We start from the raw sequence: 23,988 nt of genomic DNA, 5'->3' as shown, positions 1-23,988 counted from the left end.
TACGGACGCCGAGACGCTGATGGCCGCGTTGGTGTCGTGTCCGGGTGTGGAGATCGCGGCGTTCAACGCTCCGCGTGTCCAGACGATCACGGGGCCGGTGGAGGCAGTTCGTGACTTCTGTGAGCACACGCCGCACCGCACACAGTTGTTGACGGTCAGTCATGCCTTTCACTCGGCCGCGATGGAGGGGGCGGTCGTGCCGTTCGCCGATGCGGTGGCCGCCACGCGGCTGAAGGCGCCGACCGTTGCGTTCGCGACCACTCTCACCGGTGGCTGGCACACTCCTGTGACCGCGACCGATCCGGACCACTGGGCGCAGGCGATCCGTCGCCCTGTGCGTTTCACGCAGGCTCTGGCCACGGTCCATGAAGCAGACCCGGACGCTGTGTGGGAGATCGGGCCGCATCCTCAGCTCGTTCCTCTGGCTCGGGCGGCGGTGGCAGAGCCGCACCCGGTGTGGATCAGCACTCTGCACCGGGACCGCAACGACCAGGTCCAGCTGCACACCGCCCTGGCCGCCCACCACAACCGGACCGGCACAGCCCTGAACTGGGCCGCCCTGCACCAGCACAAACACCAGCACACCACCACCATCCCCACCTACCCCTTCAACCGACAGCGGTTCTGGATCCCGGCCGGCCCGGCCGACGCCGGGGATGCGGTCGGCTTGGCCGACAGCACACGCCCTCACGAGACGAAAAGGCACGAGCACCATGGCTAGCGAGTACGGACTCAAGCGACACTTCAACGGCGACGCGGCGCGGCTCATCGGAGGCAAGATCCGCGCGGTCCACCCCGGGTTCGACGTGGAGGGCTACGCGACAGAGGTCGAGGAGCGCATCCCCGGGAAGGAGCTGAAGGACCGCGTCCTCGTCCTGACCGAGGGTCTGCGCAGTCGGCTGCCCGAGGACTACACCGCCGCCGTGGCGATCCTCGTGAAGATCCTCGGCGCCGAACTCGCCGAGGGCGAGGGCATGTTCAACACCAGCTGGTTCCTCATGCCCGTCGCCAGGTTCGTCGAGGAGTACGGTCTCGACCACCCCGACGCGTCCCTGGATGCCATCGAAGAGATCACCAGGCGGCACACCGGGGAGTACGCGATCCGGCCTTTCATCGAGAACCACTACGCGCTGACGATGAAGCGCGTCACGGAATGGGCCCACAGCCCGAGCCACAACGTGCGGCGCCTGGCGAGCGAGGGAGTCCGTTCACGTCTGCCCTGGGCCCGCACCCTCACGATCTTCGTGGAGGACCCGCAGCCGGTCCTGGAAATCCTCGAACCCCTGCGCAGCGACCCGTCGGAGTACGTGCGCAAGTCCGTCGCGAACAACCTGAACGACATCTCCAAGGATGCTCCCGAGGTCGCGCTCGCCACCGCGCTGAGGTGGTTGGAGGAGAGCCCCACCCAGGAGACGTCCTGGATCGTGAAGCACGCTCTGCGCACCCTGGTGAAGAAGGGCGACCAGCAGGCCCTGGCCATCCTCGGCGCCACGGGCGGCGAGCATGTCCGCGTACCGCGTCTTCGGATCACCCCGCAGGCGGTGACCGTCGGGGACTCGCTCGTCATCGACTTCGACATCGAGAACACCGACGACCGGACCCACAGCATCGCGGTCGACTACGTGGTCCACCACGTGCGCAAGAACGGCCGCAGCATCCCGAAGGTGTTCAAGCTGACGACGCTCGACCTCGCAGCCGGCGAACGGCGGACCCTGGAGAAGACCCACACGATCAAGGAAGTACAGACCCGCCGCTACTACGCGGGCGAGCACCTTGTCGACATTCAGGTGAACGGTCTGGTCAGGGCCACCGAGCGATTCGACCTGCGGACATGAGCGGCGCCCGGCTCCACCTCAGCCAGGCCGATCCGCTGGTCTCCGACCACCGGATCGGCGGCACGCCGGTCCTCCCGGCCGCGACGCAGATCGACGCCATGCTGTCCGCCTGCGACGCCCGACGGCCCGACAGCCGGTGGACGTTGGAGAACGTCGCCTTTCGCGTACCGCTGCTGGTGGCCGGACGGGATGCCGAGGCCGAGGTGCTCGTCACGGAGGACGGGCACTGCTCGGTCCGCTCGCAGCGCCCCGGCGGCGACGGCGCAACCGTGGAGCACAGCACGGCCCGCGTTTCCGGCAGCCAGCTGCCGCCGCCCCGCTATGCCGACGTCGCCGGACTGCGTGCAGGCTGTGGGCAGGACGTTCCCCTGTCAGAGGTGGCGGCGTGGCGGCAGGCGAGCGGCATCACGTACGGCCCGGCGTTCCAGGCGATCCGCTCGGCGCACCGAGGGCCGGGGCGGATGCTGGTGGTGCTGCGCGCAGCCGAAGACCTGCACGGGACGCCGTTCGTCCCGCCACCGCTGCTGGACAGTGTCTTCCAGGCCCTGGGCATGCTCGACGACGGAGCGGCCGGGGCATGTCTTCCCTGGTACGTCGGCCGGATCGTCGCCCGCCGGAGGATCTCGGGCACGGTCCTCGCCCTCGTCGAGCAGGACGGGGCGGGCGGGTCCCGCGGCGGGGCCGTACGGGGACGGGCCACGGTGTGCAATCAGCAAGGGGAAGTCCTGCTCGAACTGGACCGGATCACCCTCAAGGCCATCGCGCCGTCCGCGCCGCAGCGCCACCCGGCCCGCCAGCCGGACGGGACGATTACGGCAGCGGCCGGGGCAGCCGCGAGGACGTCGGCGGAGAACGGATCAGCCGTCGGCTCGACCGAGGCCCTCGTCTGGAAGAAGGCCGGCCCGGCTGGCGAACCACCCGCGACCGACGGCGCGTTGCTGGTCGTCTCGGCCCACGACCTCCACCCGCCGGGTGACCGGCCCGTCTTACGCCTGACGCCGGGAGAGCTGAACCAGGAGCGCCTCGACACCCTGCTGGACGAGACCCCCGTCCGCCACGTGGTGTACGTGGCGCCGCGAGGTCTCACGGGCGAGGCGCAGGTGGCGCAGGCTCTGCAGGGCGCCTTCGCGCTGGTCCGCCGGCTCGCGGCGCGTCCCCCGATGCCGGACCTGCTGATCGTCACGGCCGAGGCCCACCGGGTGACGGGGAAGGAGACCGTCGACCCCTTCATGACGGCGTTGTGGGGACTCGGCCGCACGCTGCGGGTCGAGCATCCTCGGACCAGGGTGCGCCTGGCCGACCTGGGCCCCGAGAGCGTCGGGGTCGTCGGAGGCGGCCCTGACGCGTCGCTGTGGGACGACGTGCTCCGACATACAGGGCCGGAACTCGCCCGGCGCGACGGTTCCTGGTACGAGCCCTCGTTCGAGCAGCAGCCCGCGGGCGTCCGCCCCCGGCGGCTGGGCGGCGGACGCTTCCTCATCACCGGCGGTATGGGCGGCATCGGCCTGCGTGTCGCGGAGTTCCTCGCGGAGGAAGGCTGCGCGCACCTGACCCTGGTGGGCAGGACCGTCCCGGACCGTGGAGACGCCCGGCAGAGGCTCGACCGTCTCGGTGCGCTCTGCGAACTCGAGGTCGTCGCCGCTGACGTACGCTCCCTCCGCGACGCGCTGAGCGGCGCCGCACGCTACGACGGGGTGTTCCATGCCGCGGGAGTCCTGCGGGACGGCCTGGCACGCACCTTGACGCCGGCGAAGGTGGACGAGGTCCTCGGCCCCAAGATCGGCGGGGTGCACGCGCTCGCCGACCTGCTGGCCCGGCACCCCCGGCCGGACTTCGTGGCCCTGTTCTCCTCGGTCTCCGCAGTGCGCGCCAACCTCGGACAGAGCTCCTACGCGGCGGCCAACGCCTACCTCGACGGCTTCGCCGCCCGCAAACGCACCGAGGGTGAGCCCTGGTACAGCCTCGGCTGGGGCCTGTGGACCGTCGGCATGGGCGAGGCCGTCGCCCCGAAGGCCGCCGCGCACGGGATCCAGGCCCTGACGGCGGACGACGGCGTCGCCCTGCTGCGCACCGCCCTCGGCCGACCCCCTGCCCACTACGTCCTGTCCGCCGCTGCGAAAGCGAAGGAGCCACGCATGACCGCAGTGACACGAGAGAGCCGGCTGTGGCCGTCGATCACCACGGCTGTGAAGAAGGCCCTCCACGTCGACGACGTTTCGCCCGAGGACGATCTGCTGGAGTTGGGTCTCGACTCCATGATGGCGGTCGAGCTGGCCGCGTCGCTGTCCGCCGACGGGCTGGATGTCGACCCGATGGTGTTCTTCGAGCGCAGCAATGTCGGCGCGCTCGTCGCCCACCTCGAACTGCTGCCATGCGGCGCCCCGGAGGTCATGCCCGTCGGCGGAACGAGGGACGGCGACGACGCCGTGGCGCCCGTTTCGGTACGGGGAGCGCGGCCCCAGGCGCCCGCTGCAGCTGCCGCAGCTGCCGCAGCCGGTGCACCGGCGCCTTTGCGCGGATCCGCGTCCGGCCCCTTCGTTCCCGACTGGGACCGCTTCCGGGACGCGGAGCCCTCTCGGCCCGTGGCAAGTGCCGCCCCGGGCAGCGCACTTCAGACGTTCACGGAGGTCCCGCCCTCGTCGCGCCAGCCGTTCCCATCCCCATCCCCATCCCCATCGCCGATGACGAGGACGAGGACGAGGACGGCGCCGAACACGTCGGTGATGCCGAGGACGACGGCGACGGCCCAGGCACCCGCCGCACCCGCCGCACCCACTGCCCTCGGCCGCGTACCGCGACGGACCTTGCCGGGCCGGCTGTCGGACTCGGCACACGGCACCTTCCTCGACCGGCGCATCGACGCCCTGTCGGCGGAGGACCGTCTGGTCATCGCCAGGGACGAGTACTTCTACGAGCCCGTCATCGAGCAGGCCGAGGGCCCCCGGATCAAGTTCGACGGCCGCTGGTTCCTCAACTTCGCCTCGTACAGCTACCTGGGACTCATCGGGCACGACTACATCGACCACCAGGCCCTGCGCGCCGTGGAGCGGCACGGAACCGGCGCCCACGGCGTGCGGCTGCTGGCCGGCACCCTGCATCTGCACCGCGAACTGGAGCTGGCTCTTGCCCGCTTCCTCGGCACCGAGGACGCCATCGTCTTCTCCAGCGGCTACATGGCGAACGTGGCGACGGTGGGGGCGCTGGTCGGCCCGGGCGACGTGATCATCGGCGATGTGTACAACCACGCCAGCATCCTCGACGGATACCGGCTGTCGGGAGCCAAGGTCATCACGTATGCGCACAACGACCTCGCCGACCTGGAACGAGCCCTGCGCAAGGTGGGCGACGCGGGACGGCTGGTGGTCACCGACGCCGTCTTCAGCATGGACGGTGACGTGGCCGATCTGCCGGGCATCGTGGAGCTCTGCGAGCGGTACGACGCCCCGCTGATGGTGGACGAGGCCCACAGCCTCGGTGTGCTCGGCGACACCGGGCGCGGCATCACCGAGCACTTCGCCGTCGACCCGGCACGCGTCGACGTGAAGATGGGCACGCTGTCCAAGACCGTGCCGAGCGCGGGAGGTTATGTCGCGGGGCCGAGCGACCTGGTCTTCGCGCTGAAGAACAACGCGCGGGGCTGGATGTTCTCCGCGGCCGCCACACCGGCCCAGGTGGCGGCGGCCAAGGCCGCGATCGAAGTGATCGAGGCCGCCCCGGAGCTCACCCGTGAACTGAGGGTCAGGACGACCCGTTACCGCGAGCAGCTGCGCGCCCTGGGTTTCGACACGCTCAACGGAGAGACGCCGGTGGTGCCGATCATCTGCGGCAGCGCCGAACAGGCCAACGCGATGGCCAGGCTGTGCCAGCGCGACGGGCTGTTCGTACAGCCGATCGTCTATCCGGCGGTGCCGCGGACGCTGCCGCGGCTGCGGACCATCGTCAATCTCAGCCACTCCGACGCCGACCTGGACATGGCCGTCGCGACGTTGGAGAGGGCCGGCCGCGCCTGCGGCCTCATCTCCTGAGCAGGGCGCGGCACGGAGCTCGATCGACCGGACACCACCGCACGGCGACTCATCGTCTGGCAACCAAGGGGGAACGGACATGACCGACATCGACACCGCGGCGTTCTTCGGGGCGGTACTGAAGACCATCGCCTCCACACCCAACCACTGCACCGACCAGGAGGAGTACGCCACCGGCGTGCTGGAACCGGCCGCGCGGATACGCGCGTTCGAGGAGGAGGCCGGCAACCGGCGGCTCACTCCCGGCGATGCCGAGGAGGTGCTGGGCCTGCTGGAGACGACCCTTCGCACCAAGCGCACTCCCGGCGAGGAGCGGGAGTACTACCTCCAGTACATCGAGAAGGTCTCCGGGATCAGCCGCGCCTCGTTGGGTGTGTCCGCCTGGTGAACACCCCGAACCTCGCGTGGTACAGCCACGAGATCTGCTTCTGGCACGACCCCGGCCCCGGATCGGGGTACGTGCCGGTGGGGCCGGGAGTGGAGCCGCTGCGGCAGTTCGCGGTGGATCCGGACCTCCGGCGGGCCGAGGGACTGGTCAGGGCCTCCGGGGTGATGGACCGGTTCACCGCCGTCACCCCGGCGCCGGCCTCCGACGAGGACCTGCTGCTCGTGCACGTTCCGGAGCACATCGAACGCGTGGAGGCCGCCTCTGCGATCGGGGCGGGAGACGCCGGCGTGTACGCGCACGTCAACTACCACAGCGCGCAGGCCGCGAGGCTCGCCGTCGGGGCCTGTGTGCAGGCCACCACGAGCGTCCTGGAAGGGCGGTTCGACCGGGCCTACTGTCTGGTGCGGCCGCCCGGCCACCACGCGGAGCCCGACCGGGCGATGGCGCTGTGCCTGTACAACAACGTGGCCGTCGCCGCCCGGGCGGCGCAGCGTCACGGGGTCGGCCGGGTGCTGATCCTGGACTGGGACGTGCACCACGGCAACGGCATCCAACGGGCCTTCTACGACGACCCCGACGTGCTGTACATCTCCATCCACCAGGAGGGGCTGTTCCCGGCGGCGTCGGGTCTCGTCCTGGAGACAGGCGCGGGTGCGGGGGCGGGCCGCACACTCAATGTGCCGCTGCCCGCGGGCACGGGACACGAGGCGTACCTCGCCGTCATCAGCCGCATCGTGGAGCCCGCGGCACGCGCCTTCGAACCCGGTCTGATCCTGGTGGCGGCGGGCGTCGACGCGAGCGGCCACGATCCGATGGGCCGGATGATGTGCACCAGCCGCACGTTTCACGCCATGACGTCGATGATGTGCCGCCTCGCCGGCGAACTGACCGCGGGGAGGATCGTCTTCGCCCACGAAGGCGGCTACTCGGCGTGGTACCAGCCGATGCTGGTGCTGGGCACGGCGAGCGCGATCGCCGGTCTGCCGGCGCCGCAGGACCCGTTCCTGCACTCGCTGGACCACCTTCCCGGCCAGCGCATGCGGCCGCACCAGAGCCGGGTGATCGAGCATCTGGAAGCCCACCACCCGCTGCTGGCCGGCCTGCCGCCCGCCGTCGGCCCGAAGGCCGGAGAAGACGATGAGTAACTGGCTGATGAAGGTCGGGGCCGGGGCGCGCCGGGCTCCCGGCGCCGGGCCGTGGCATTCGGCGAACCGCCCCCGGTTCCGCCTCGTGGCGCTTCCGCACGCCGGAGGGTGGCCTTCGGCCTTCCGCTCCTGGTGGCAGGTGCTGCCCGAGGACGTCGAGTTCCTCGTCGCCCAGTTACCCGGGCGCGGCGCGCGCATCAACGAGCCGCTCCTGACGCGGGTCGAGCCCCTGGTCGAGGGCCTCGGCCGGGCCCTGGCGGATCTGGAGCCGCTGCCCTACGCGGTCATCGGGCACAGTTTCGGCAGCGTGCTGGGGTACGAACTCACCCGCGCGATGGAACAGAAGGGGCTCGCGCCCACCCTGCTGGCCGTGTCGGCGCGCCAGCCTCCGTGTTTCCCCAGCGAGCCGCCGTTCGCCCACCTCAGGAGCGACGCGGAGCTGCTGGATCATCTGCTGGACATCGGCGGCATGTCGCCCGGGCTCATGAACCGGGCCGACCTCGTCCAGCCGTCCCTGCGGGCCATCCGTGCCGATCTGGAAGCGATGGAGCGGTACGAGAGACCGCTGTCGGGGACCGGCGTCCCGATTCTGGCGTTCGGCGCGCTGGACGATCCGGTCGTCGTCCCCGAGCGGCTGCACCTGTGGTCCCTGGAGACGACAGACAGTTTCAGCCGATTCATGTTCACTGGCGGCCATTTCTATCTGTATGCACCCATCAATGCGGCGGCCATGGCCAGCCTTCTTGTGGTCGGCCCCGATGGCTCTTCGGCCGGGAGCGGCGCCTTCTCCCCACCCCGTCGTCCGGCGGACGTCCCGGGCGGCGGTTCGACGTATCTCAGAAAGGAACCAGCTTGAGTACCATCAGCGATTCCCCCGCTCAGGCCGGGCCACGCGAGTGGCTGGGCCTGGCCGTACTGGCGCTGCCCACGCTGCTGCTGTCCATCGATGTGAGTGTGCTGCACCTGGCCGTACCGCACATCAGTGAGTCCCTGGACCCCTCCGCCTCCCAGATGCTGTGGATCATCGACATCTACGGCTTCCTGATCGCCGGCTTCCTGGTCACCATGGGTACGCTCGGCGACCGCATCGGCCGCAGGAAGCTGCTGCTGATCGGCGCCGCCGCCTTCGGTGTCGCCTCGGTGGCCGCCGCCTACGCCGACGACCCGGCCACGCTGATAGCGACGAGGGCGGCCCTGGGCGTCGCCGGCGCCACATTGATGCCCTCCACGCTCGCCCTGATCAGCAACATGTTCCGCGATGCGAGGCAGCGCGGGGTGGCGATCGCGGTATGGGTCACCATGTTCTCCGTCGGCATCGCGCTCGGCCCGGTGGTCGGCGGCGCCATGCTGGAGTACTTCTGGTGGGGTTCGGTCTTCCTGCTGGGCGTGCCGATCATGGCGCTTCTGCTGGTGGCCGGGCCGGCGCTGCTGCCTGAGTACCGTGACGAGGATGCAGGCCGGCTCGACCTGGCCAGCGTGGCACTGTCCCTCGGCGCGATCCTGCCGGTGATCTACGGTTTGAAGGAGATCGCCAAGGACGGTGTGACGCTGCTGCCCGTCCTGGCGCTCGTCGTGGGCCTGGCCGTCGGTGTGACGTTCGTCCGCCGACAGCGCACACTGGACAGCCCGCTGCTGGACTTCGGCCTCTTCGGCAATCCCACCTTCCGCACCGCCCTGGTGACGCTGCTGCTCAGCATGCTGGTGGCCGGAGGCACATATCTGTACGTGACGCAGTTCCTGCAACTCGTCGCCGGGCTGTCCCCCATGAAGGCCGGTCTGTACCTGCTGCCCGCGGCCTTCGCGCTGATCGTGACGTCCGTTGTGTCCCCGATGGCGGCGAGCAGGATCCGTCCGGCGTACGTCGTCGCCGTCGGCCTGGCCGTGTCGGCCGTCGGCCACGTCATGCTGAGCATGGCGGACAGCACCTCGGGTATCGCGCAGGTGGTGACCGGTTTCGCGTTCGTGTACGCGGGAGGTGGCCCGCTCATCGCCCTGGGGACCGACATCGTCGTCGGATCGGCGCCACCCGAGCAGGCCGGGTCCGCCTCGGCCATCTCGGAGACCAGCACCGAACTCGGCATGGCGCTGGGAGTGGCCGCACTCGGCAGTGTCGCGACCGCCGTGTACCGCAACGGGGTGGAGGTTCCCGCGGGGGTTCCGGACGGCGCCGAGGACATCGCAGGCGACACCCTCGTGGGGGCGATCGACGCGGCGAACGGTCTGCCCTCGGAGGTGGCGACGGCACTCGTCGACTCCGCACGGGCCGCCTTCACCGACGGCATGAACGTCATCGGTGGCATCGGGGCGCTCGTGGCGCTCGGCACGGCCGTCCTCGTGGCGGTGGTCATCAGGATTCCCGCCACGGGAGCCGGTGAGGACGCCGCCGGGGATGCCCTCGCCGTCAACCCCGAGGGCCAGCACGCCTCTTAGCCCGGGCAGGCCGCCCCGCCCTGTGGCCCGCGCACCGCGTGGGCCACAGGGCGGGGCGGCAGGGCCGGGAACTCCCGCTAACCCTGGGCCCTGTCCTTGTAGGCAGCGGCGTACTCGGCCGTGGGGGCGATGGGGGTGATGACGTCGATGAGTACGCCGTCGGGGGCGGCGACGATGAAGTGCCGCTGTCCGAAGTCCTCGCTGCGCAGGGTGAGTTCCGGCTTCAGTCCGGCGCCCTCCACGAGCCGTGCGTACTCGGCGTCGACGTCCTTCACCTCGAAATTGAGCAACACGCCCTGAGCCGGCCTGCGGAACGCCGCCGGTACCGTTTCGTGCCTCGCGTCGACCAGGGCGAGCTCGTAATGCGGCGGCCCGGGCTGTCGCAGACTGATGTACCAGTCGCTTTCGTACGTGGTCTCGAATCCGAGCAGGCCCGTGTAGAACGCCACCGATTCACCGAGCCGCTCGGTGCAGATCACGGGATAGAAGCTGGTCACGTCGGAGGTCGTCACTGCATCACCGTTCTGGGGATAGTCGTACGGTCGAACGCGGGCGGCGTCCTCATATCAACGAGGCGCGCGCGCGTGCGTAACGTTCGCCGCGCCGAAGGCGGGTCGAAATGGCATCGGGAACGCGGCCGGACGGCAGGGGGCCTTTCTCCCGTACCGCGACGACACCGGATGTCCCACGGTGGGAATGCCGCGTGCGGGCACTGAGGGAATCACCCCCGTGGGACGGCGGGTCGACGCTCTCCCTGCCCGACGAACGGGAGAGAGAGAAAGTCTTTTCATTCGTGCACCCGCGCGACCGTTCCCTGGACGTCAAGGCCCTTGTCGGTCTGCGGCTGCTGCTTGCCGTCCATCTCCGCGCGCATCCACGGGACTTGCGCTTCCGACGTGAGCCGTGTGCGCACTGCGGCCGGCCGGTCCTGCTCGACGCGGCGGGCCGACCGCACTTCTCCGTGTCGCACGGTCCCACCCGCTCCGCACGAAATCGAATGGGCCGCTTTCGAGCGTGTCCTGCATGCCGAGGCGGGCGTTGACGGTAGTGGGCATTGTTGACATGCCGACGGTATGTCACTAGGTTCAACTCGCATACCGTCGGTACGTGAGCGGAGATGCCACCCCATGCTGACCAGCCTCTGCCCGGTCATCTGTACTTCGCGCCTCGGGGAATCCCGCGGCTTCTACAGCAGGCTGTTCGGTTTCAAAGCCACGTACGAGACGGAGTGGTACGTCGGTCTCAGCCGGCCCGGGCTACCGCCCTATGAGCTCGCACTCCTCGACCATTCCCATCCCGCATTGCCGGAGGCGCACCGATTACCTGTGCGGGCGGTGCGGATCACCCTGGAAGTGGACCGCGGGGCGCAGGAGTGGGAACGCATCGTCGCCTATGGCGAAGCGAAGGGGAGGACCGCCCTTCGTGCCGACGAACCGCAGGAGAAGAGCCTCGTCGTCACGGACCCCAACGGGGTCCGTGTCGACGTCGTCGCACCGAAGCGGACGACCGGAGATCGCCGGGACTGCCGGTAATTCCGGTCAGGGGAGGGTGCTGCGTGCCCAGAAGAATCGATCCCGAGGTGGCAGTCGCGATAATGCGCGCCGCCGGTCTCGAGCCGCTGGAGCCTTATCCCGGGGCGAACGTGGCGTGGAAGTGCCGTTGCGCGAAGAACGCGCACAAGGTCGCTCCGACCTTCACCTCGGTGCGGGTCGGCATGAGTTCGGGCTGCCGGTACTGCGGGCGGGTCGCCGCCGGGGAGCGGCGGCGGGCGGCGGGCCAGGAGAAGGCCGAGGCGGACATGCGTGCCGCGGGCTTCGAACCGCTGGAGCCCTACCCGGGGGCCGGCGCGAGGTGGCGCTGCCGCCACGTGGCCTGCGGACGCACCGTCCACCCGCGACTGTTCAAGATCCGGGCAGGAGGGGGCGGCTGTCGCGCCTGCGCGGGGCGGGCACCGGTGGATCCGGCGGTGGCCGAGGCGGAGATGTACGCGATCGGCATGGAGCCGCTCGAGCCCTTCCCGGGGCGCGTGCGCGATCCGTGGAAATGCCGCTGCGCGAGGTGCGGTCGCATCGGCACGCCGACCCTCAACAACATCCGCCGCGGCCAAGGCGGCTGCTACGCCTGCGCGCGGTGCGTCGACCAGTGATCGCATCCGCCGGGTCCGCCGGGTCCGTCGGGTCCGCCGGATCCGGTATGGACCCCACCGCGGGCCGCCGCGCGTGACCCGTCGCACGCCTCGGGCAACGCGCGGTTACTTCGTGCGCAGCGCCTCGAGCATCCGTGCCAGCGCCTCCCTGGTCTCCGCCAGGTCGGTGGGGTTCGCCGACGCCGCCAGCCAGAGAGCCGCCTCGTTCATCGCTCCCGACAGCAGGTGCATGAGCGGTGTGACCGGCTGCGCGGCGATCGTCCCCTCGTCGATGAGGACGGTGAGCGCGTCCGCCAGGTGACGGCCGGAGGTGGCTTCGTTCATCGCACGCCATTCGCTCCAGCCGAGGACCGCGGGGCCGTCGACGAGCATGATGCGCTGGATGGCCGGGTCGGTGGAGGCGGTGAGGAACGCCTGGCAGCCGGTGGTGAGCTGGTCCCAGGCGTCCTCGCGCGCGTCGGCTGTGGCGGCGATGTGCTCGGCCACCTCCTGCTGCGCCTGCTCCAGCACAGCACGGAACAGCTCGTTCTTGCTGGTGAAGTGGTGGTACAGCGCGCCTTTGGTCACCCCGGCCGCGCGGACGATCTCCGACAGTCCCACGGCGCCGTATCCCAGCGTGGAGAACAGGCGCCTGCTCTCGCGGAGCAAGGCCTGCCGCGTCTGCTCACGCTGCTGCGCCCGAACCCCCTGCGTCATCGCTGCGCCCCCCGTCCTTGGCATTCTGAAGGTACGCCAACACAGTACTTCGCGCCCACAACGAGGGGGATGGGGCGTGTGGGGGCAGCGGCCGCAAGAGCTGGGCGTCGCCGGGGCGGGAGGGCTCTCGGGGTCCGAATGCGTTTATGCCGGGTATATGGATGAAAGGCGCACAATCGAGGGGGAGGAGCGCTGTGGCAGAGCTCCGTCTGGAGGGTGATCAGATGCCAGGGACCCGGTCTCGTTCGCACTATGTCCCGGATCGGGGACTCACCACCCGCATGGTGACGACGATGTTCCTGATCGGGCTGCTCTACGTCGTGTTCGTCGGCGTTCTGCTGGCCGTCCTCCGCGGTTCATGGCCCGTCATCCTGGTGATCGCGGGCGGCCTGTTCATCGCGCAGTTCTGGTTCAGCGACCGGATCACGGCCCACGGCATGGGTGCCCGCGAGGTCACCCCCGAGCAGGCGCCCGAGCTGCACGGCGCCGTCGACCGCATCTGCGCCCTCGCGGACATGCCCAAGCCTCGCGTGGCGATCGCCGACAGCGATGTGCCGAACGCCTTCGCCACCGGCCGCAACCAGAACACCGCGCTGGTCTGTGCCACCACCGGCTTGCTCCGTCGCCTGGAGCCGGAGGAACTGGAGGGCGTCCTCGCGCACGAGCTGTCGCATGTCGCCCACCGTGATGTCGTGGTGATGACCATCGCCTCCTTCCTCGGTGTCCTTTCCGGAGTCATGGTCCGTGTCTGGCTCTACAGCGGACTCGGCCGGAACAGCCGCGACAGCAACACCGCCATCGCGATGCTGGTGATCCCTCTGGTCAGCGCGGTCGTCTACGTGATCAGCTTCCTGCTGACCCGGCTGTTGTCCCGCTACCGCGAGCTGTCGGCCGACCGCGCCGCCGCGCTGCTGACGGGCCGCCCGTCGGCGCTCGCCTCCGCGCTCACCAAGGTGACCGGCCAGATGGCCAGGATCCCGACCCGGGACCTGCGGAAGGCGGAGCCGTTCAACGCCTTCTGGTTCGCGCCCGCGTTCTCGTCCAAGGAGAGCCTGAGCAGGCTGCTCTCCTCGCACCCGACGCTGGAGCAGCGCCTGGACCAGCTGGGCAGGATCTCGACGCAGTTGGGCCGCTCATGACATCCCACCCATGCTCCCCATGACGCCGGACAGAGGTTCTTCCCATGGGACTCCTCGACACCATCCTCGGCCGGAGCAAGCCGGTACGTCCCGACCTCGATCAGCTCTTCGGGCTGCCCGCCGCCGCGATCACCCTCCAGGCGGGTGCAGGGTTCGCTCCGACCGGCGTCGGCTCGGTCTGCTTCGCCAGCGTCGAGGGCGGTGCCTTCGCCAGGATCCGGGGGGACGTACGGGAACTGCTCGACGCCGATACCGGCCGGGGCGGCATACCGGTCGAGTTCATCCAGGACGCGTACGGCTACACCTGGCTCCTCGCCCGCCAACCCGCCGACGACACAGCCTCACTGGTCAACGACCTGCACGCCGTCAACACCCTCCTCGAGGACGCCGGCTTCGGCCCGCAGCTGCTCTGCTCCCTGATCGGATTCCGCGACGCCGCCGGAGAGCGCGCGCTGGCGCTGGTCTACCTCTACAAGCGCGGCACCTTCTACCCCTTCGCACCGCTTCCCGGAAGGAGAGAGAAGCGGGACAACGCCCTGGAACTCCAGATCAGGGCGCTGCTCGCGGACGACCTGCGGATCGAGAGCGACCTGGGCCGCTGGTTCCCGGTGTGGGGCGCGCCGGGGCTCGGCGGAACGGAGCACGGCGGCAGCAGCTGACCATACCGGCGAACAACGGTGTGAACGCGGCCGTCATGCAGCGCGAGGACCGATGGGTGCCACACGGCATGCGGCACCCATCGGCCGCTGAAATGCTTCCCCGGCACCCCACTGCGCGACACGTTGATGAACGCGGGCTTCGACTCCGCGACCATCAACGGGACGACCGCTTCCGGAACCTCCTCGACAACTCCAGCGTCACCGGACGACGTGGCTATTCGCTGCCTCGCCAGATGTTGTCGAAGGCCGCCTCGTCGATGTCCCGCCGTTGTCGTTCGGCTGCCAGTTCCGTCACCGCGTCATTGACGGCGGCGAGCACCGTCGCCACCGCGTCGTCGGTGACACCGGGCGATTCTCCGGTCCTCTCGTCGCGGATCCCGACAGCCGCACCGAGCGCGGCGAGGACCGGCTCGTCCGATGTCCAGCGGTCCGCCGCCGAGTGGCGTGCGGGCGAGTCCACCAGCGCGACCTGAGTGGTCCCGAAGGGCGCCCAACGGTGCTGCCGCTGCCGAGTGACCTGCCCTTCCGCCTCAAGGGCGGCCAGATAGGCCGCGTACAGGCCACGGCCTCTGCGCCACAGCCAGTCGCCGACCGGTTCGTACGGCTCCTGCCGGGCCGGCGAAGAGGCGGCCTCGTCCAGCAGGCGATCGCCTGTCGTCTGCGGGTCGCCCGGCACGATGTGATCGCCGTCCAGTGTCACGGCTCGGGCATCCAGGAGGTCGATCAGCTCGGCTCCCGCGAGCGCGAGCGAGATGTCACCCTGCTCCAGCGGGCGCCCGGCCGCCACATCCATGGCGACGATCAGCAGGTCCCGCGGTGTGCTCATGACTGGCTCCACGTCAGGGCCTCCGGCGAGTGCTCCCGCATACGAGCTTACGGAGCGAGGACAGCCGTCGCATCCCACGCTGATCAGGCCGGCCCGCCGGGCGGAACACATGGCCTGTCGACACCGCCCGAGCGGCTCCTCGCCGCGTACTCCTGACCTCGCGCACGGCCGGCGTGAGGCGGCCGCCTCACGTACCGGCTCCGGCCGCCCTGCGCGCGGTCGTGCGCGCACGCGTCAGAAGGTGATGAGCGCCTTCAAGGCGCGGCGTTCGTCCATGGCCGCGTAGCCGGCGGGGACTTCGTCGAGACCGACGGTCAGGTCGAAGACCGGGGACGGATCCAGGCGACCGGCCAGGACGTCGGGAAGGAGGTCGGGAATGTAGGCGCGGGCCGGGGCCACCCCTCCGCGCAACGCGACATTGCGTCCGAACATCTGGCCGATGTCCACACCCGCGCTCCCTCCATGGGGGACGCCGACGAATCCGACCGCTCCGCCGTCGCGGGCTATGGAGATCGCCGTACGCATGGCTTCCTCGGTGCCGACCGCCTCCAGCACCGCGTGCACACCGTGGCCGCCGGTCATGTCACGCACGGCCGCGACCGCCTCTTCGCCGCGCTGCCGCACCGCGTCCGTCGCGCCGAAGGAGTACGCCACCGCGGTACGGTCGGCGTGCCGGCTCAGGGCGATGATCCGCTCGGCGCCCAGACGGCGGGCGGCCAGCACCCCGCACAGTCCGACGGCACCGTCACCGACGACGGCCACCGTGGCACCCGGCCGGACTCCCGCGGCCAGCGCCGCGTGATGGCCGGTGGACATGACGTCCGACAAGGTCAGCAGCGCCCTCAGCCGGGCCTCTTCTACATCGCCCGGCAGCCGGACCAGCGTGCCGTCGGCGTGCGGCACACGCACCGCCTCACCCTGGCCGCCGTCAGAGCCCGGCTCTCCCCAGAAGCCACCCCGCGGGCAGGAGGTGTGCAGCCCCTCCGAGCAGAAGTCGCAGGTCCCGTCGGACCACACGAACGGCGCCAGGACCCGGTCGCCCGGGCGCAGCCCGCCCACCTCGGCGCCGACGGCGTCGACGACACCGAGGAACTCGTGCCCGATCCGCTGGCCCGGCTGCCGTGCGGCGACGCCGCGGTAGGCCCACAGATCACTGCCGCACACGCACGCGTGGGTCACGCGGACCACCGCGTCCGTCGGCCTCTCGATCACGGGATCGGGGACGTGCTCGATACGTATGTCGTTGGGACCGTGAATGACCGTGGCGCGCACGCGCACTCCCAGGTGAGAACGGGTTCAGCAGGACCTGCGTACTCTCGTCCCTGATCCGTGCATGCGTCCAGCTACATCTTCTTCATCAATGCTTAAGCTGTTCTCATGCTCGATGTACGGCGACTCGTCCTCCTGCGTGACCTTGCCGAACACGGCACCGTCACGGCCGTGGCCCAGCTGCACCGTGTCACCGCCTCGGCGGTCTCGCAGCAGCTCAAACAGCTGGAGGCGGAGACGGGCGTAGCCCTGTTCCATCGCGGCGGACGCAGCGTCCGTCTCACCGCGGCGGCTCACACCCTGGTCGAGGACACCGAGAACGTCCTGGCCGCGCTGCAGCAAGCCGGCGCACGGCTCCACCAGTCCACCGGAGAACCCGCCGGGCCCCTGCGCCTCACCTGCTTCACCAGCGGACTGGACACCCTGATCGCGCCGCTCATCGGCGCCCTGCACCTCCGGCACCCCGGACTGACGCTCCAAGTGACCGAGGCCGAACCCGAACAAAGCGTCCCGGCCCTGCGTCAGCAGCACACCGACGTGGCGATCATCTACCGTTACGCCCACCTCGGTACACCCGCCCACCGCGGGATGGAGACCCACCGGCTGATGGCGGATCCCCTCCTGGTCGTCCTTCCCGACGGCCACCCGGCCGCAGCGGCCGGGCCCGGGCAGGCACTGAGTCTCGGGTCGCTGGCCGACACCCCCTGGATCGTCGCCCCCGAGGGCAGTGCCTGCCGTGACGCCACCTTCTACGCCTGCCACCACGCCGGCTTCACTCCCCAGGTCCGGCACACCTGCACCAGTTTCTCCGCCATGGTCTCCCTCGCCGCGACCAGCGCCGCGGCCGTTCTGGTCCCGAGCCTGGCCGCACGCTCGCTGCCCGGCGGGGTGACCGCCCACCGTGTGGACACGCCGAACCTCACCCGCACGATCGAAGCCGCCGTCCGCCACGGCGCGGGCCGCCGGCCGGCGGTCGGGGCCTGTCTCGCGGCCCTCGGCGCATCGGCGGCCCCGGGCGACGCCGGCCCCTGATGCGGGGGCGATCTCTCCCCGCCCCGTGGCGTCGCTATGCCTTTGCCGACCGGGGCTGGGTCGCCGGGATCCGATGGGTGAAGAACAGCGCCAGGAGAGCGGCGACGGCGAGGATGGCGAGTGCGGCGCGCAGGCCGTCGAGCCTCGCTCGGGCGTTCGCGTCGAGCGCGGCCCGGGTCACCTCCGGGCTCGTTCCCGCCGCGTTGAGGGCGTTCTCGAGCTGGGCGTCCGACAGAAAGGGCACGCCGCTCTGGAGTTGGACGGTCGCCTGGCTCTTGACCTCGGCCGGGATCGCCGGATTCTCCTCGACGTTGGTCAGGAACGAAGCCGTCAGTGCTGCGATCAGGATCGACCCGGCGAGGGCCGTACCGATCGAGGCGCCGAGATTGGTGACGGCGTTCTGGATGCCGCCGACCTCCGCGCTCTGCTTGTCCGGCACCGCGGACACGGTGACCGACCCGAGCTGGGACGCCAGAGCGCCCATGCCGAGCCCGATGAACAGGAGGGGGACGGTGACGATTTCCGCACCCGCGTCCGCGTCGAGCGCGGCCATCAGGGCCACGGCGCCGGCGAGCAGCGCGATGATCCCGAGCCGCACCACCCGTCGCGGCGAGACATGGGGGAAGAATCGGGGGATCAGGAGCGCGGCGGCCAGCAGGGTCAGTGAGAGGGGCAGGAGGCGCGCGCCGGTCGCGAGTGCGGACAGGCCGAGTGCGACCGACAGGTAGAGCGGTACGACGAAGAACACGCCCATCTGCACGAGGTACTGGAAGAAGAACATCGTCAGGCCGCCGGTGAGCTGCTTGTTCTGCAGCATGGCCGGGTCCAAGAGCGGTTCCTTGCGCCGTTCCACGAGACGGGCCTCCCAGTGGAGGAAGAGCCGGATCAGGAGCAGGCCCGCCATCATGAACCAGATGACCAGGGAGACCCCCAGCCAGGAGGGCGCGCCGGGCTTCGGATGGAACCAGCCCCATTCGTCCGAGCGGAGTACGCCGTAGACGAAGATCCCGAGACCGAGGGCGCACAGCACGGCGCCGACGAGATCGATTCCCGGGTGTTCGTCGATCGGAGCGTCGGCGATGCGGCGCGCGAGCACCAGGATGGCGAGGACGATCACGACCTCACCGGCGAACACCCAGCGCCAGGAGAAGTATGTCGTCGCGACGCCCCCGATGAGCGGCCCGATCGCGATCGCCACGGCTCCCGCGGCCGCCACGAGTCCGTAGGCGGCGGGCCGTCGTTCGGTGGCGAAGTTGCCGGCGACCAGCGCCACGATCGCGGGCAGGATGAGTGCCGCCCCGATCCCCTCGAGGAAGGCCCAGCCGAGCAGGAGCACGGGCAGGTTCGGGGCGAGTGCTGTCGTCAGGGATCCACAGCCGTAGATGCCGCAGCCGATCATGAAGGCTCGCTTGCGGCCGATGAGCGCACCGACCTTCCCGCCAGGGATCATGAACATGGCCATCACGAGCGTGTACGCCGTGATCGCGCCCTGGATCCCGGTCACGGTCGTGCCCACGTCCTCGGCCACCGTCGCGATCGAGACGTTCATGACAGAGCTGTCGAGGGCCATCAGGAACTGCCCGGCCGCGAGTGTCAGCAGGACCAGTCGCGCCGATGCCGGACTCTCAGGGGACTCTGACCTGGGTGTCATGGGCGTATCGTTCCAGCGCCCCGGACGGAGGCTCCTCGACCCGCCACGGGGATCAGTCGGTTGGCGGCGGCGTTCGCCGAGCGCCGCCCCGGGGTGAGCCGTGTCTCACCCCGGCACAGCCGCTTGTCTATGCAACGAGTTGCATAGAAGGATCGGGGCATGGCGCTCGAGCACGCGATCCTCGTCTCCCTGCTGGAGAAGCCGGGCTCCGGCTATGAGCTGGCCCGGCGGTTCGAGCGGTCCATCGGGTACTTCTGGACCGCCACCCATCAGCAGATCTACCGCGTTCTCAAGCGCATGGAGAGCGACGGCCTGCTCGCCGTCCGCGAGGTGCCGCAGCAGGGCCGGCCGGACAAGAAGGAGTACTCCGTCGCCGGCCCCGGCCGCGCCGCCCTCTCCGAGTGGCTGCACGAACCGATCGAACCCGAGAGCATCCGGCACGACCTGGCCGTGAAGATCCGCGGCGCGGCCTTCGACGACCCGGCCGCGCTGATCCGCGAGGTCGAGCGGCATCGCCAGGTGCACAGCGACCGGGTTGCGCACTATCTCGCCGGGGAACTGCGCGACTTCACCGGGCCCGAGGCACCCGCACCGCCCGACGCCGGTCAGGAACTGCAGCACGTCGTGCTGCGCGGCGGCATCGCGTACGAGCGGATGACGATCGCCTGGCTGGACGATGTGCTCGTCACCATCCACCGGCTCGTCGCGTCACGTCCGCGTAGCTGAACTGCCCCGCCGTCTCCACCGCAGCCGGCCCCCAGCAACCCCGCCGAGCAACAGCAACCGTCAACCCACAACCCCTCGGAAGGCGAACCTCCATGGCCGACCCTCTGCTCTTCAACCCGCGCACATACGACCCCGCGCACTTCGACCCCGAGACCCGCAGGCTGCTCCGCGCCACCGTCGACTGGTTCGAGGACCGCGGCAAGCGCAAGCTGATCGAGGACTACCGCTCCCGCGCCTGGCTGGCGGACTTCCTCGCGTTCGCCGCCAAGGAAGGGCTGTTCGCCACCTTCCTCACCCCGGCCTCCGCCGCCGGACACCAGGACCAGCGCTGGGACACCGCGCGGATCGCCGCGCTCAACGAGATCTTCGGGTTCTACGGCCTCGACTACTGGTATGCGTGGCAGGTGACCATCCTCGGTCTCGGCCCGGTCTGGCAGAGCGACAACACCGTCGCTCGCACCCGCGCGGCGGAACTCCTCTCCCAGGGCGAGGTGTTCGCCTTCGGCCTGTCCGAGAAGAGCCACGGGGCCGACATCTACTCCACCGACATGCTGCTGGAACCCGACGGCAGGGGTGGTTTCCTCGCGAGCGGCTCCAAGTACTACATCGGCAATGGCAACGCCGCCGGGCTCGTCTCCGTCTTCGGCCGCCGCACCGACATCGAGGGCCCGGACGGCTACGTCTTCTTCGCCGCCGACAGCCGCCACCCGGCGTACCGCCTCGTCAAGAACGTCGTCGACTCCTCCAAGTACGTCAGCGAGTTCCGCCTCGACAACTACCCGGTCGGCCCCGACGACGTCCTGCACACCGGCCGCGCCGCCTTCGACGCCGCCCTCAACACCGTCAACGTCGGCAAGTTCAACCTCTGCACCGCCTCGATCGGCATCTGCGAGCACGCGATGTACGAGGCCGTCACCCACGCGCACAACCGCATCCTCTACGGCCGCCCCGTCACCGCCTTCCCGCACGTGCGCCGCGAGCTGGCCGACGCGTACGTCCGCCTCGTCGGCATGAAGCTGTTCAGCGACCGCGCCGTCGACTACTTCCGCTCGGCCGGCCCCGACGACCGCCGCTACCTGCTGTTCAACCCGATGACGAAGATGAAGGTGACCACCGAGGGCGAGAAGGTCATCGACCTGATGTGGGACGTCATCGCCGCCAAGGGCTTCGAGAAGGACACCTACTTCGCCCAGGCCGCCGTCGAGATCCGGGGGCTGCCCAAGCTCGAGGGCACGGTCCACGTCAATCTCGCGCTGATTCTCAAGTTCATGCGCAACCACCTGCTGGACCCGGCCGAGTACGCGGCGGTGCCCACCCGCCTCGACGCCGCCGACGACGCGTTCCTCTTCCGGCAGGGACCGGCCCGCGGCCTGGGCTCCATACGCTTCCACGACTGGCGCACCGCCTACGACGCCTACGCCGGGGTCCCGAACGTCGCCCGCTTCCGGGAACAGGCCGACGCCCTGTGCGAGTTCGTCGCCACCGCCGCCCCTGGCGAGGAGCAGAGCCGCGACCTCGACTTCCTCCTCTCCGTCGGCCAGTTGTTCGCGCTGGTGGTGCACGGACAGCTGATCCTTGAGCAGGCCCGCCTGACGGGCCTGGACGAGGACGTGCTCGACGAGCTGTTCTCCGTCCTCGTACGCGACTTCTCCGCGCACGCCGTCGAGCTGCACGGCAAGGACTCCGCCACCGCGGAACAGCAGCACTGGGCGCTCGGCGCGGTCCGTCGTCCCGTCGTCGACGAGGCGCGCTCGGCGCGCGTCTGGGAGCGTGTCGAGGCACTGGCCGGGGCGTACGAGATGGCGCCGTAACGACGCAGCGACGAGGCTCGGCGACAGTCGGCAATCACATGCCGGGCAGCGATCGGCCCATCTGACATGGCCCACCGCGCGGGAGCGTCGCGGTGGGCCATGCTGCTGCCCAGCACCGCATGACCTCGAGGTCCCGCCCCGACCCGAGGGAGGCTTCCAGTGGCGCCGGGCGGGGTGGCGTGCCTGTGCCATGCGGCGTCGGCCGCCCGTCGCGTCCGCCGGATCGGACCGTCGTAGCTGCGGGAGCGGCCCCTGGAGGGAGACGATGGGGGAGGCAGGCCACGCCGGCCGGACCGCAGGACCGGGTCGGGGTCCCGATCCCGCCGGGTTCCGGCGTTGTGCAGTGAGGAGGGCCTGGGATGTGTGCAGCCGAGTCCGTACGGGCCGGTCCCGGCACGGCGGGCGTCGACGCGACGGTGTCCGGTGGCGTCATGGACGTGCTGAACGTGGCCGCCATTCTCCTCGACGCCGAGGGAAGGATCGATCTCTGGAGCCCGCAGGCCGAGGACCTGTTCGGCTACAGCGCCGACGAGGCCCTCGGCGAGTTCGCCGGCCGCCTCCTGGTCCACGAGGAGCACCGCCGAACGGTCCAGGACATGTTCGCCCGGGTCATGGAAGTCGGCTGCAGCTGGGCGGGAGTCTTCCCCATGCGGCACAAGGACGGCAGCACGCGGCTGGTGGAGTTCCGCAACATGCGGCTGCAGGACGACGAGGGGGACCTTTACGCCCTGGGTCTTGCCGCGGATCAGGCGACGCTACGGCAGGTCGAACGGGATCTGGCGTTGTCCGCCAGGCTCGTGTCCCAGTCGCCGATCGGACTAGGTGTGCTGGACACCGACCTTCGGTACGTCACGGTCAACGCCGCGGAGGCGCGGATGAACGGCGTGCCTGCCGCCGAGCACGTGGGCCGGCACGTCCACGAGGTGCTGCCCTTCCTGGACGAGTCCTTCGAAGCGACGATGCGCAAGGTACTGGCCACCGGGACCCCGGTCTCCGACCAGTACACCGTCGGTCGCACCCCGGCCGACCCGGACAACGACCACGCCTGGTCGATCTCCTTCCACCGGCTCGAAGCACGCAACGGGAGGGTACTGGGAGTGGTGACCTCCAGCGTGGACGTCACCGAGCGTCACCGCGCCGTCGAGGAGCAACGCCGCACGGTGCTCACCCTCCAGCGCAGCCTGCTGCCCCACCCGCCACCGCAACGTCCAGGGCTGGCTGTCGCCTCCCGGTACCAGCCGGCCCGGGCAGCCAGCGAGATCGGCGGCGACTGGTTCGACGTCATCGCGCTCGAGGGCGACAAGACGGCCCTCGTCGTCGGCGACGTCATGGGCAGTGGCGTCAGCGCCGCCGCCACCATGGGCCAGCTCCGTACCGCCACCCGCACCCTGGCGGGCCTCGACCTCGACCCCGCGCAGGTCCTCGAGCACCTCGACCGCATCACGGAGGACCTGGAGCAGGACACCATCGCCACCTGCGTCTACGGCGTCTACGACCCGCGCACCGCGCAGTGCCGCATCTCCCTCGCCGGTCACCTGCCCCCTGCCCTCCTCCGCCTCGACGGAAAGCGCGAGCTGCTCGACCTGCCCACCGGCGCTCCGCTCGGCGTGGGCAATGTCGCCTTCCACACCACCACGCTCGACCTGGACCCGGGCGATCAGCTCGTCCTCTACACCGATGGGCTGGTCGAGAGGCGTGACCGGCCCATCGACGCATGTCTGGAGAACCTGCTCGCCCTGCTGGACGACCCTCATCGCTCCTTGGACGAAACCGCCGAGCTGCTCCTGCAGGCCCTGCGTCATCCCGGCGACCACGACGACGTCGCGCTGCTCATCGCCCGAGTCCTGCGCCGATGGCCCGCCCGCTGAGGTGAGACCACGCTGCGACGTTCAGGAAGGTGGTCGCATGCCCCACCGTGGTGCGCCCTGAGTCCACGGCCTGCGCGACGATCTCGGCGATGTCGTCCGCACCGTAGGCGTCGATGAGGCCGTCCACAGCATCGAAGAGGTCGTCCGGTGGTTCGGCGGACTCGTCCTCCGGGAGTTGCACGGCACACAACCTCTCCAGCGCTGCCTCCCACGTCCGCATCGCCATCACTCCCACCCTCGCGCCTGCCCTCAACGGACACGCTATGGGGATCAGTGACGACCAGCATCCGAACTCGGCCGCAACTGATCCGAAGGACGAGCTCTGGCTCGCCACTTCTCCCT

General features: G+C 70.2%; 22 protein-coding genes. 15 read left to right on the top strand and 7 right to left on the bottom strand.

Features of this window, described 5'->3' with window-relative positions; genetic code table 11:
- From ACFU5O_RS36085 to ACFU5O_RS36055, 7 genes are all read left to right on the top strand, one after another.
- Positions 1–721 (top strand): acyltransferase domain-containing protein (locus ACFU5O_RS36085; RefSeq protein WP_384246928.1); only part of this gene is annotated, 721 nt, incomplete at its 5' end.
- A complete protein-coding gene (locus ACFU5O_RS36080; RefSeq protein ID WP_384246926.1) occupies positions 714–1,835 on the top strand; it encodes a DNA alkylation repair protein in 1,122 nt (373 codons plus the stop codon). The genes ACFU5O_RS36085 and ACFU5O_RS36080, both read left to right, overlap by 8 nt.
- Positions 1,832–5,860: an aminotransferase class I/II-fold pyridoxal phosphate-dependent enzyme gene (locus ACFU5O_RS36075; RefSeq protein ID WP_384246924.1), complete on the top strand. Its 4,029-nt coding sequence runs from the start codon at positions 1,832–1,834 to the stop codon at positions 5,858–5,860. Before ACFU5O_RS36080 ends, ACFU5O_RS36075 begins: the two co-directional genes overlap by 4 nt.
- A gap of 79 nt (positions 5,861–5,939) precedes the next feature.
- Entirely contained in the window at positions 5,940–6,248 is a 309-nt protein-coding gene (locus ACFU5O_RS36070) for a hypothetical protein (protein ID WP_384246922.1), read from the top strand.
- A complete protein-coding gene (locus tag ACFU5O_RS36065; RefSeq protein ID WP_384246919.1) occupies positions 6,245–7,393 on the top strand; it encodes a class II histone deacetylase in 1,149 nt (382 codons plus the stop codon). The genes ACFU5O_RS36070 and ACFU5O_RS36065 overlap by 4 nt, the downstream gene beginning before the upstream one ends.
- Positions 7,386–8,249 carry a thioesterase II family protein gene (locus ACFU5O_RS36060; RefSeq protein ID WP_384246917.1) on the top strand — a complete coding sequence of 288 codons (864 nt, stop codon included), beginning with the start codon at positions 7,386–7,388 and terminating at the stop codon, positions 8,247–8,249. Before ACFU5O_RS36065 ends, ACFU5O_RS36060 begins: the two co-directional genes overlap by 8 nt.
- Positions 8,246–9,823, top strand: a complete 1,578-nt coding sequence (locus tag ACFU5O_RS36055; RefSeq protein ID WP_384246915.1) for an MFS transporter — start codon at positions 8,246–8,248, stop codon at positions 9,821–9,823. The genes ACFU5O_RS36060 and ACFU5O_RS36055 overlap by 4 nt, the downstream gene beginning before the upstream one ends.
- A gap of 77 nt (positions 9,824–9,900) precedes the next feature.
- On the opposite strand, the gene ACFU5O_RS36050 is transcribed toward ACFU5O_RS36055, so the two are convergent.
- Entirely contained in the window at positions 9,901–10,335 is a 435-nt protein-coding gene (locus ACFU5O_RS36050; protein WP_384246912.1) for a VOC family protein, read from the bottom strand.
- A 275-nt stretch (positions 10,336–10,610) separates the two neighbouring features.
- The gene (locus ACFU5O_RS36045; protein ID WP_384246910.1) at positions 10,611–10,793 is read right to left on the bottom strand and encodes a hypothetical protein; all 183 of its coding nucleotides are present in this window, start codon (positions 10,791–10,793) and stop codon (positions 10,611–10,613) included.
- Between the two features lie 157 nt (positions 10,794–10,950).
- Here ACFU5O_RS36045 and ACFU5O_RS36040 point away from each other — a divergent pair, with 157 nt between their 5' ends.
- Both ACFU5O_RS36040 and ACFU5O_RS36035 read left to right on the top strand, forming a co-directional pair.
- Positions 10,951–11,355 (top strand): hypothetical protein, encoded by a 405-nt coding sequence (locus ACFU5O_RS36040; RefSeq protein WP_384246908.1) that lies wholly within the window; start codon positions 10,951–10,953, stop codon positions 11,353–11,355.
- A gap of 47 nt (positions 11,356–11,402) precedes the next feature.
- Positions 11,403–11,969: a hypothetical protein gene (locus tag ACFU5O_RS36035; RefSeq protein ID WP_384246906.1), complete on the top strand. Its 567-nt coding sequence runs from the start codon at positions 11,403–11,405 to the stop codon at positions 11,967–11,969.
- 105 nt (positions 11,970–12,074) lie between these two features.
- On the opposite strand, the gene ACFU5O_RS36030 is transcribed toward ACFU5O_RS36035, so the two are convergent.
- Complete coding sequence (locus tag ACFU5O_RS36030; RefSeq protein WP_384246903.1) at positions 12,075–12,665, bottom strand: TetR/AcrR family transcriptional regulator; 591 nt, start codon at positions 12,663–12,665, stop codon at positions 12,075–12,077.
- Between the two features lie 224 nt (positions 12,666–12,889).
- On the opposite strand from ACFU5O_RS36030, the gene htpX reads away from it, so the two are divergent.
- Complete coding sequence (gene htpX, locus ACFU5O_RS36025; RefSeq protein ID WP_384246933.1) at positions 12,890–13,804, top strand: zinc metalloprotease HtpX; 915 nt, start codon at positions 12,890–12,892, stop codon at positions 13,802–13,804.
- A gap of 44 nt (positions 13,805–13,848) precedes the next feature.
- Positions 13,849–14,463: a hypothetical protein gene (locus ACFU5O_RS36020; RefSeq protein ID WP_384246900.1), complete on the top strand. Its 615-nt coding sequence runs from the start codon at positions 13,849–13,851 to the stop codon at positions 14,461–14,463.
- Between the two features lie 214 nt (positions 14,464–14,677).
- Here ACFU5O_RS36020 and ACFU5O_RS36015 read toward each other — a convergent pair whose 3' ends face one another.
- Both ACFU5O_RS36015 and ACFU5O_RS36010 read right to left on the bottom strand, forming a co-directional pair.
- Positions 14,678–15,289: a GPP34 family phosphoprotein gene (locus ACFU5O_RS36015; protein WP_384246896.1), complete on the bottom strand. Its 612-nt coding sequence runs from the start codon at positions 15,287–15,289 to the stop codon at positions 14,678–14,680.
- 234 nt (positions 15,290–15,523) lie between these two features.
- On the bottom strand, positions 15,524–16,561 hold the full coding sequence (locus ACFU5O_RS36010; protein WP_384246893.1) for a zinc-dependent alcohol dehydrogenase family protein: 1,038 nt from the start codon (positions 16,559–16,561) through the stop codon (positions 15,524–15,526).
- Positions 16,562–16,666: 105 nt separating this feature from the next.
- Between ACFU5O_RS36010 and ACFU5O_RS36005 the strand changes: the two genes are divergently transcribed.
- Positions 16,667–17,590 (top strand): LysR family transcriptional regulator, encoded by a 924-nt coding sequence (locus tag ACFU5O_RS36005; protein WP_384246891.1) that lies wholly within the window; start codon positions 16,667–16,669, stop codon positions 17,588–17,590.
- Positions 17,591–17,624: 34 nt separating this feature from the next.
- On the opposite strand, the gene ACFU5O_RS36000 is transcribed toward ACFU5O_RS36005, so the two are convergent.
- Complete coding sequence (locus tag ACFU5O_RS36000; RefSeq protein WP_384246889.1) at positions 17,625–19,241, bottom strand: MFS transporter; 1,617 nt, start codon at positions 19,239–19,241, stop codon at positions 17,625–17,627.
- 159 nt (positions 19,242–19,400) lie between these two features.
- Between ACFU5O_RS36000 and ACFU5O_RS35995 the strand changes: the two genes are divergently transcribed.
- The 3 genes from ACFU5O_RS35995 to ACFU5O_RS35985 all read left to right on the top strand — a co-directional run bounded on the left by ACFU5O_RS35995 (position 19,401) and on the right by ACFU5O_RS35985 (position 23,646).
- Complete coding sequence (locus ACFU5O_RS35995) at positions 19,401–19,967, top strand: PadR family transcriptional regulator (protein ID WP_384246887.1); 567 nt, start codon at positions 19,401–19,403, stop codon at positions 19,965–19,967.
- A 92-nt stretch (positions 19,968–20,059) separates the two neighbouring features.
- Positions 20,060–21,778: an acyl-CoA dehydrogenase family protein gene (locus ACFU5O_RS35990; RefSeq protein WP_384246884.1), complete on the top strand. Its 1,719-nt coding sequence runs from the start codon at positions 20,060–20,062 to the stop codon at positions 21,776–21,778.
- A gap of 359 nt (positions 21,779–22,137) precedes the next feature.
- Positions 22,138–23,646, top strand: coding sequence for a SpoIIE family protein phosphatase (locus tag ACFU5O_RS35985; protein ID WP_384246881.1), 1,509 nt, complete (start codon positions 22,138–22,140; stop codon positions 23,644–23,646).
- On the opposite strand, the gene ACFU5O_RS35980 is transcribed toward ACFU5O_RS35985, so the two are convergent.
- Positions 23,609–23,872, bottom strand: coding sequence for a hypothetical protein (locus tag ACFU5O_RS35980; protein WP_384246879.1), 264 nt, complete (start codon positions 23,870–23,872; stop codon positions 23,609–23,611). The two genes, ACFU5O_RS35985 and ACFU5O_RS35980, sit on opposite strands and share 38 nt — an antisense overlap.
- Positions 23,873–23,988 lie beyond the last annotated feature (116 nt).

This window comes from Streptomyces sp. NPDC057445, from assembly GCF_042802855.1.
Lineage (GTDB): Bacteria > Actinomycetota > Actinomycetes > Streptomycetales > Streptomycetaceae > Streptomyces.
The sequence above is the reverse complement of the archived record's forward strand: the minus strand, read 5'-3'. Positions and strand labels throughout refer to the sequence as shown.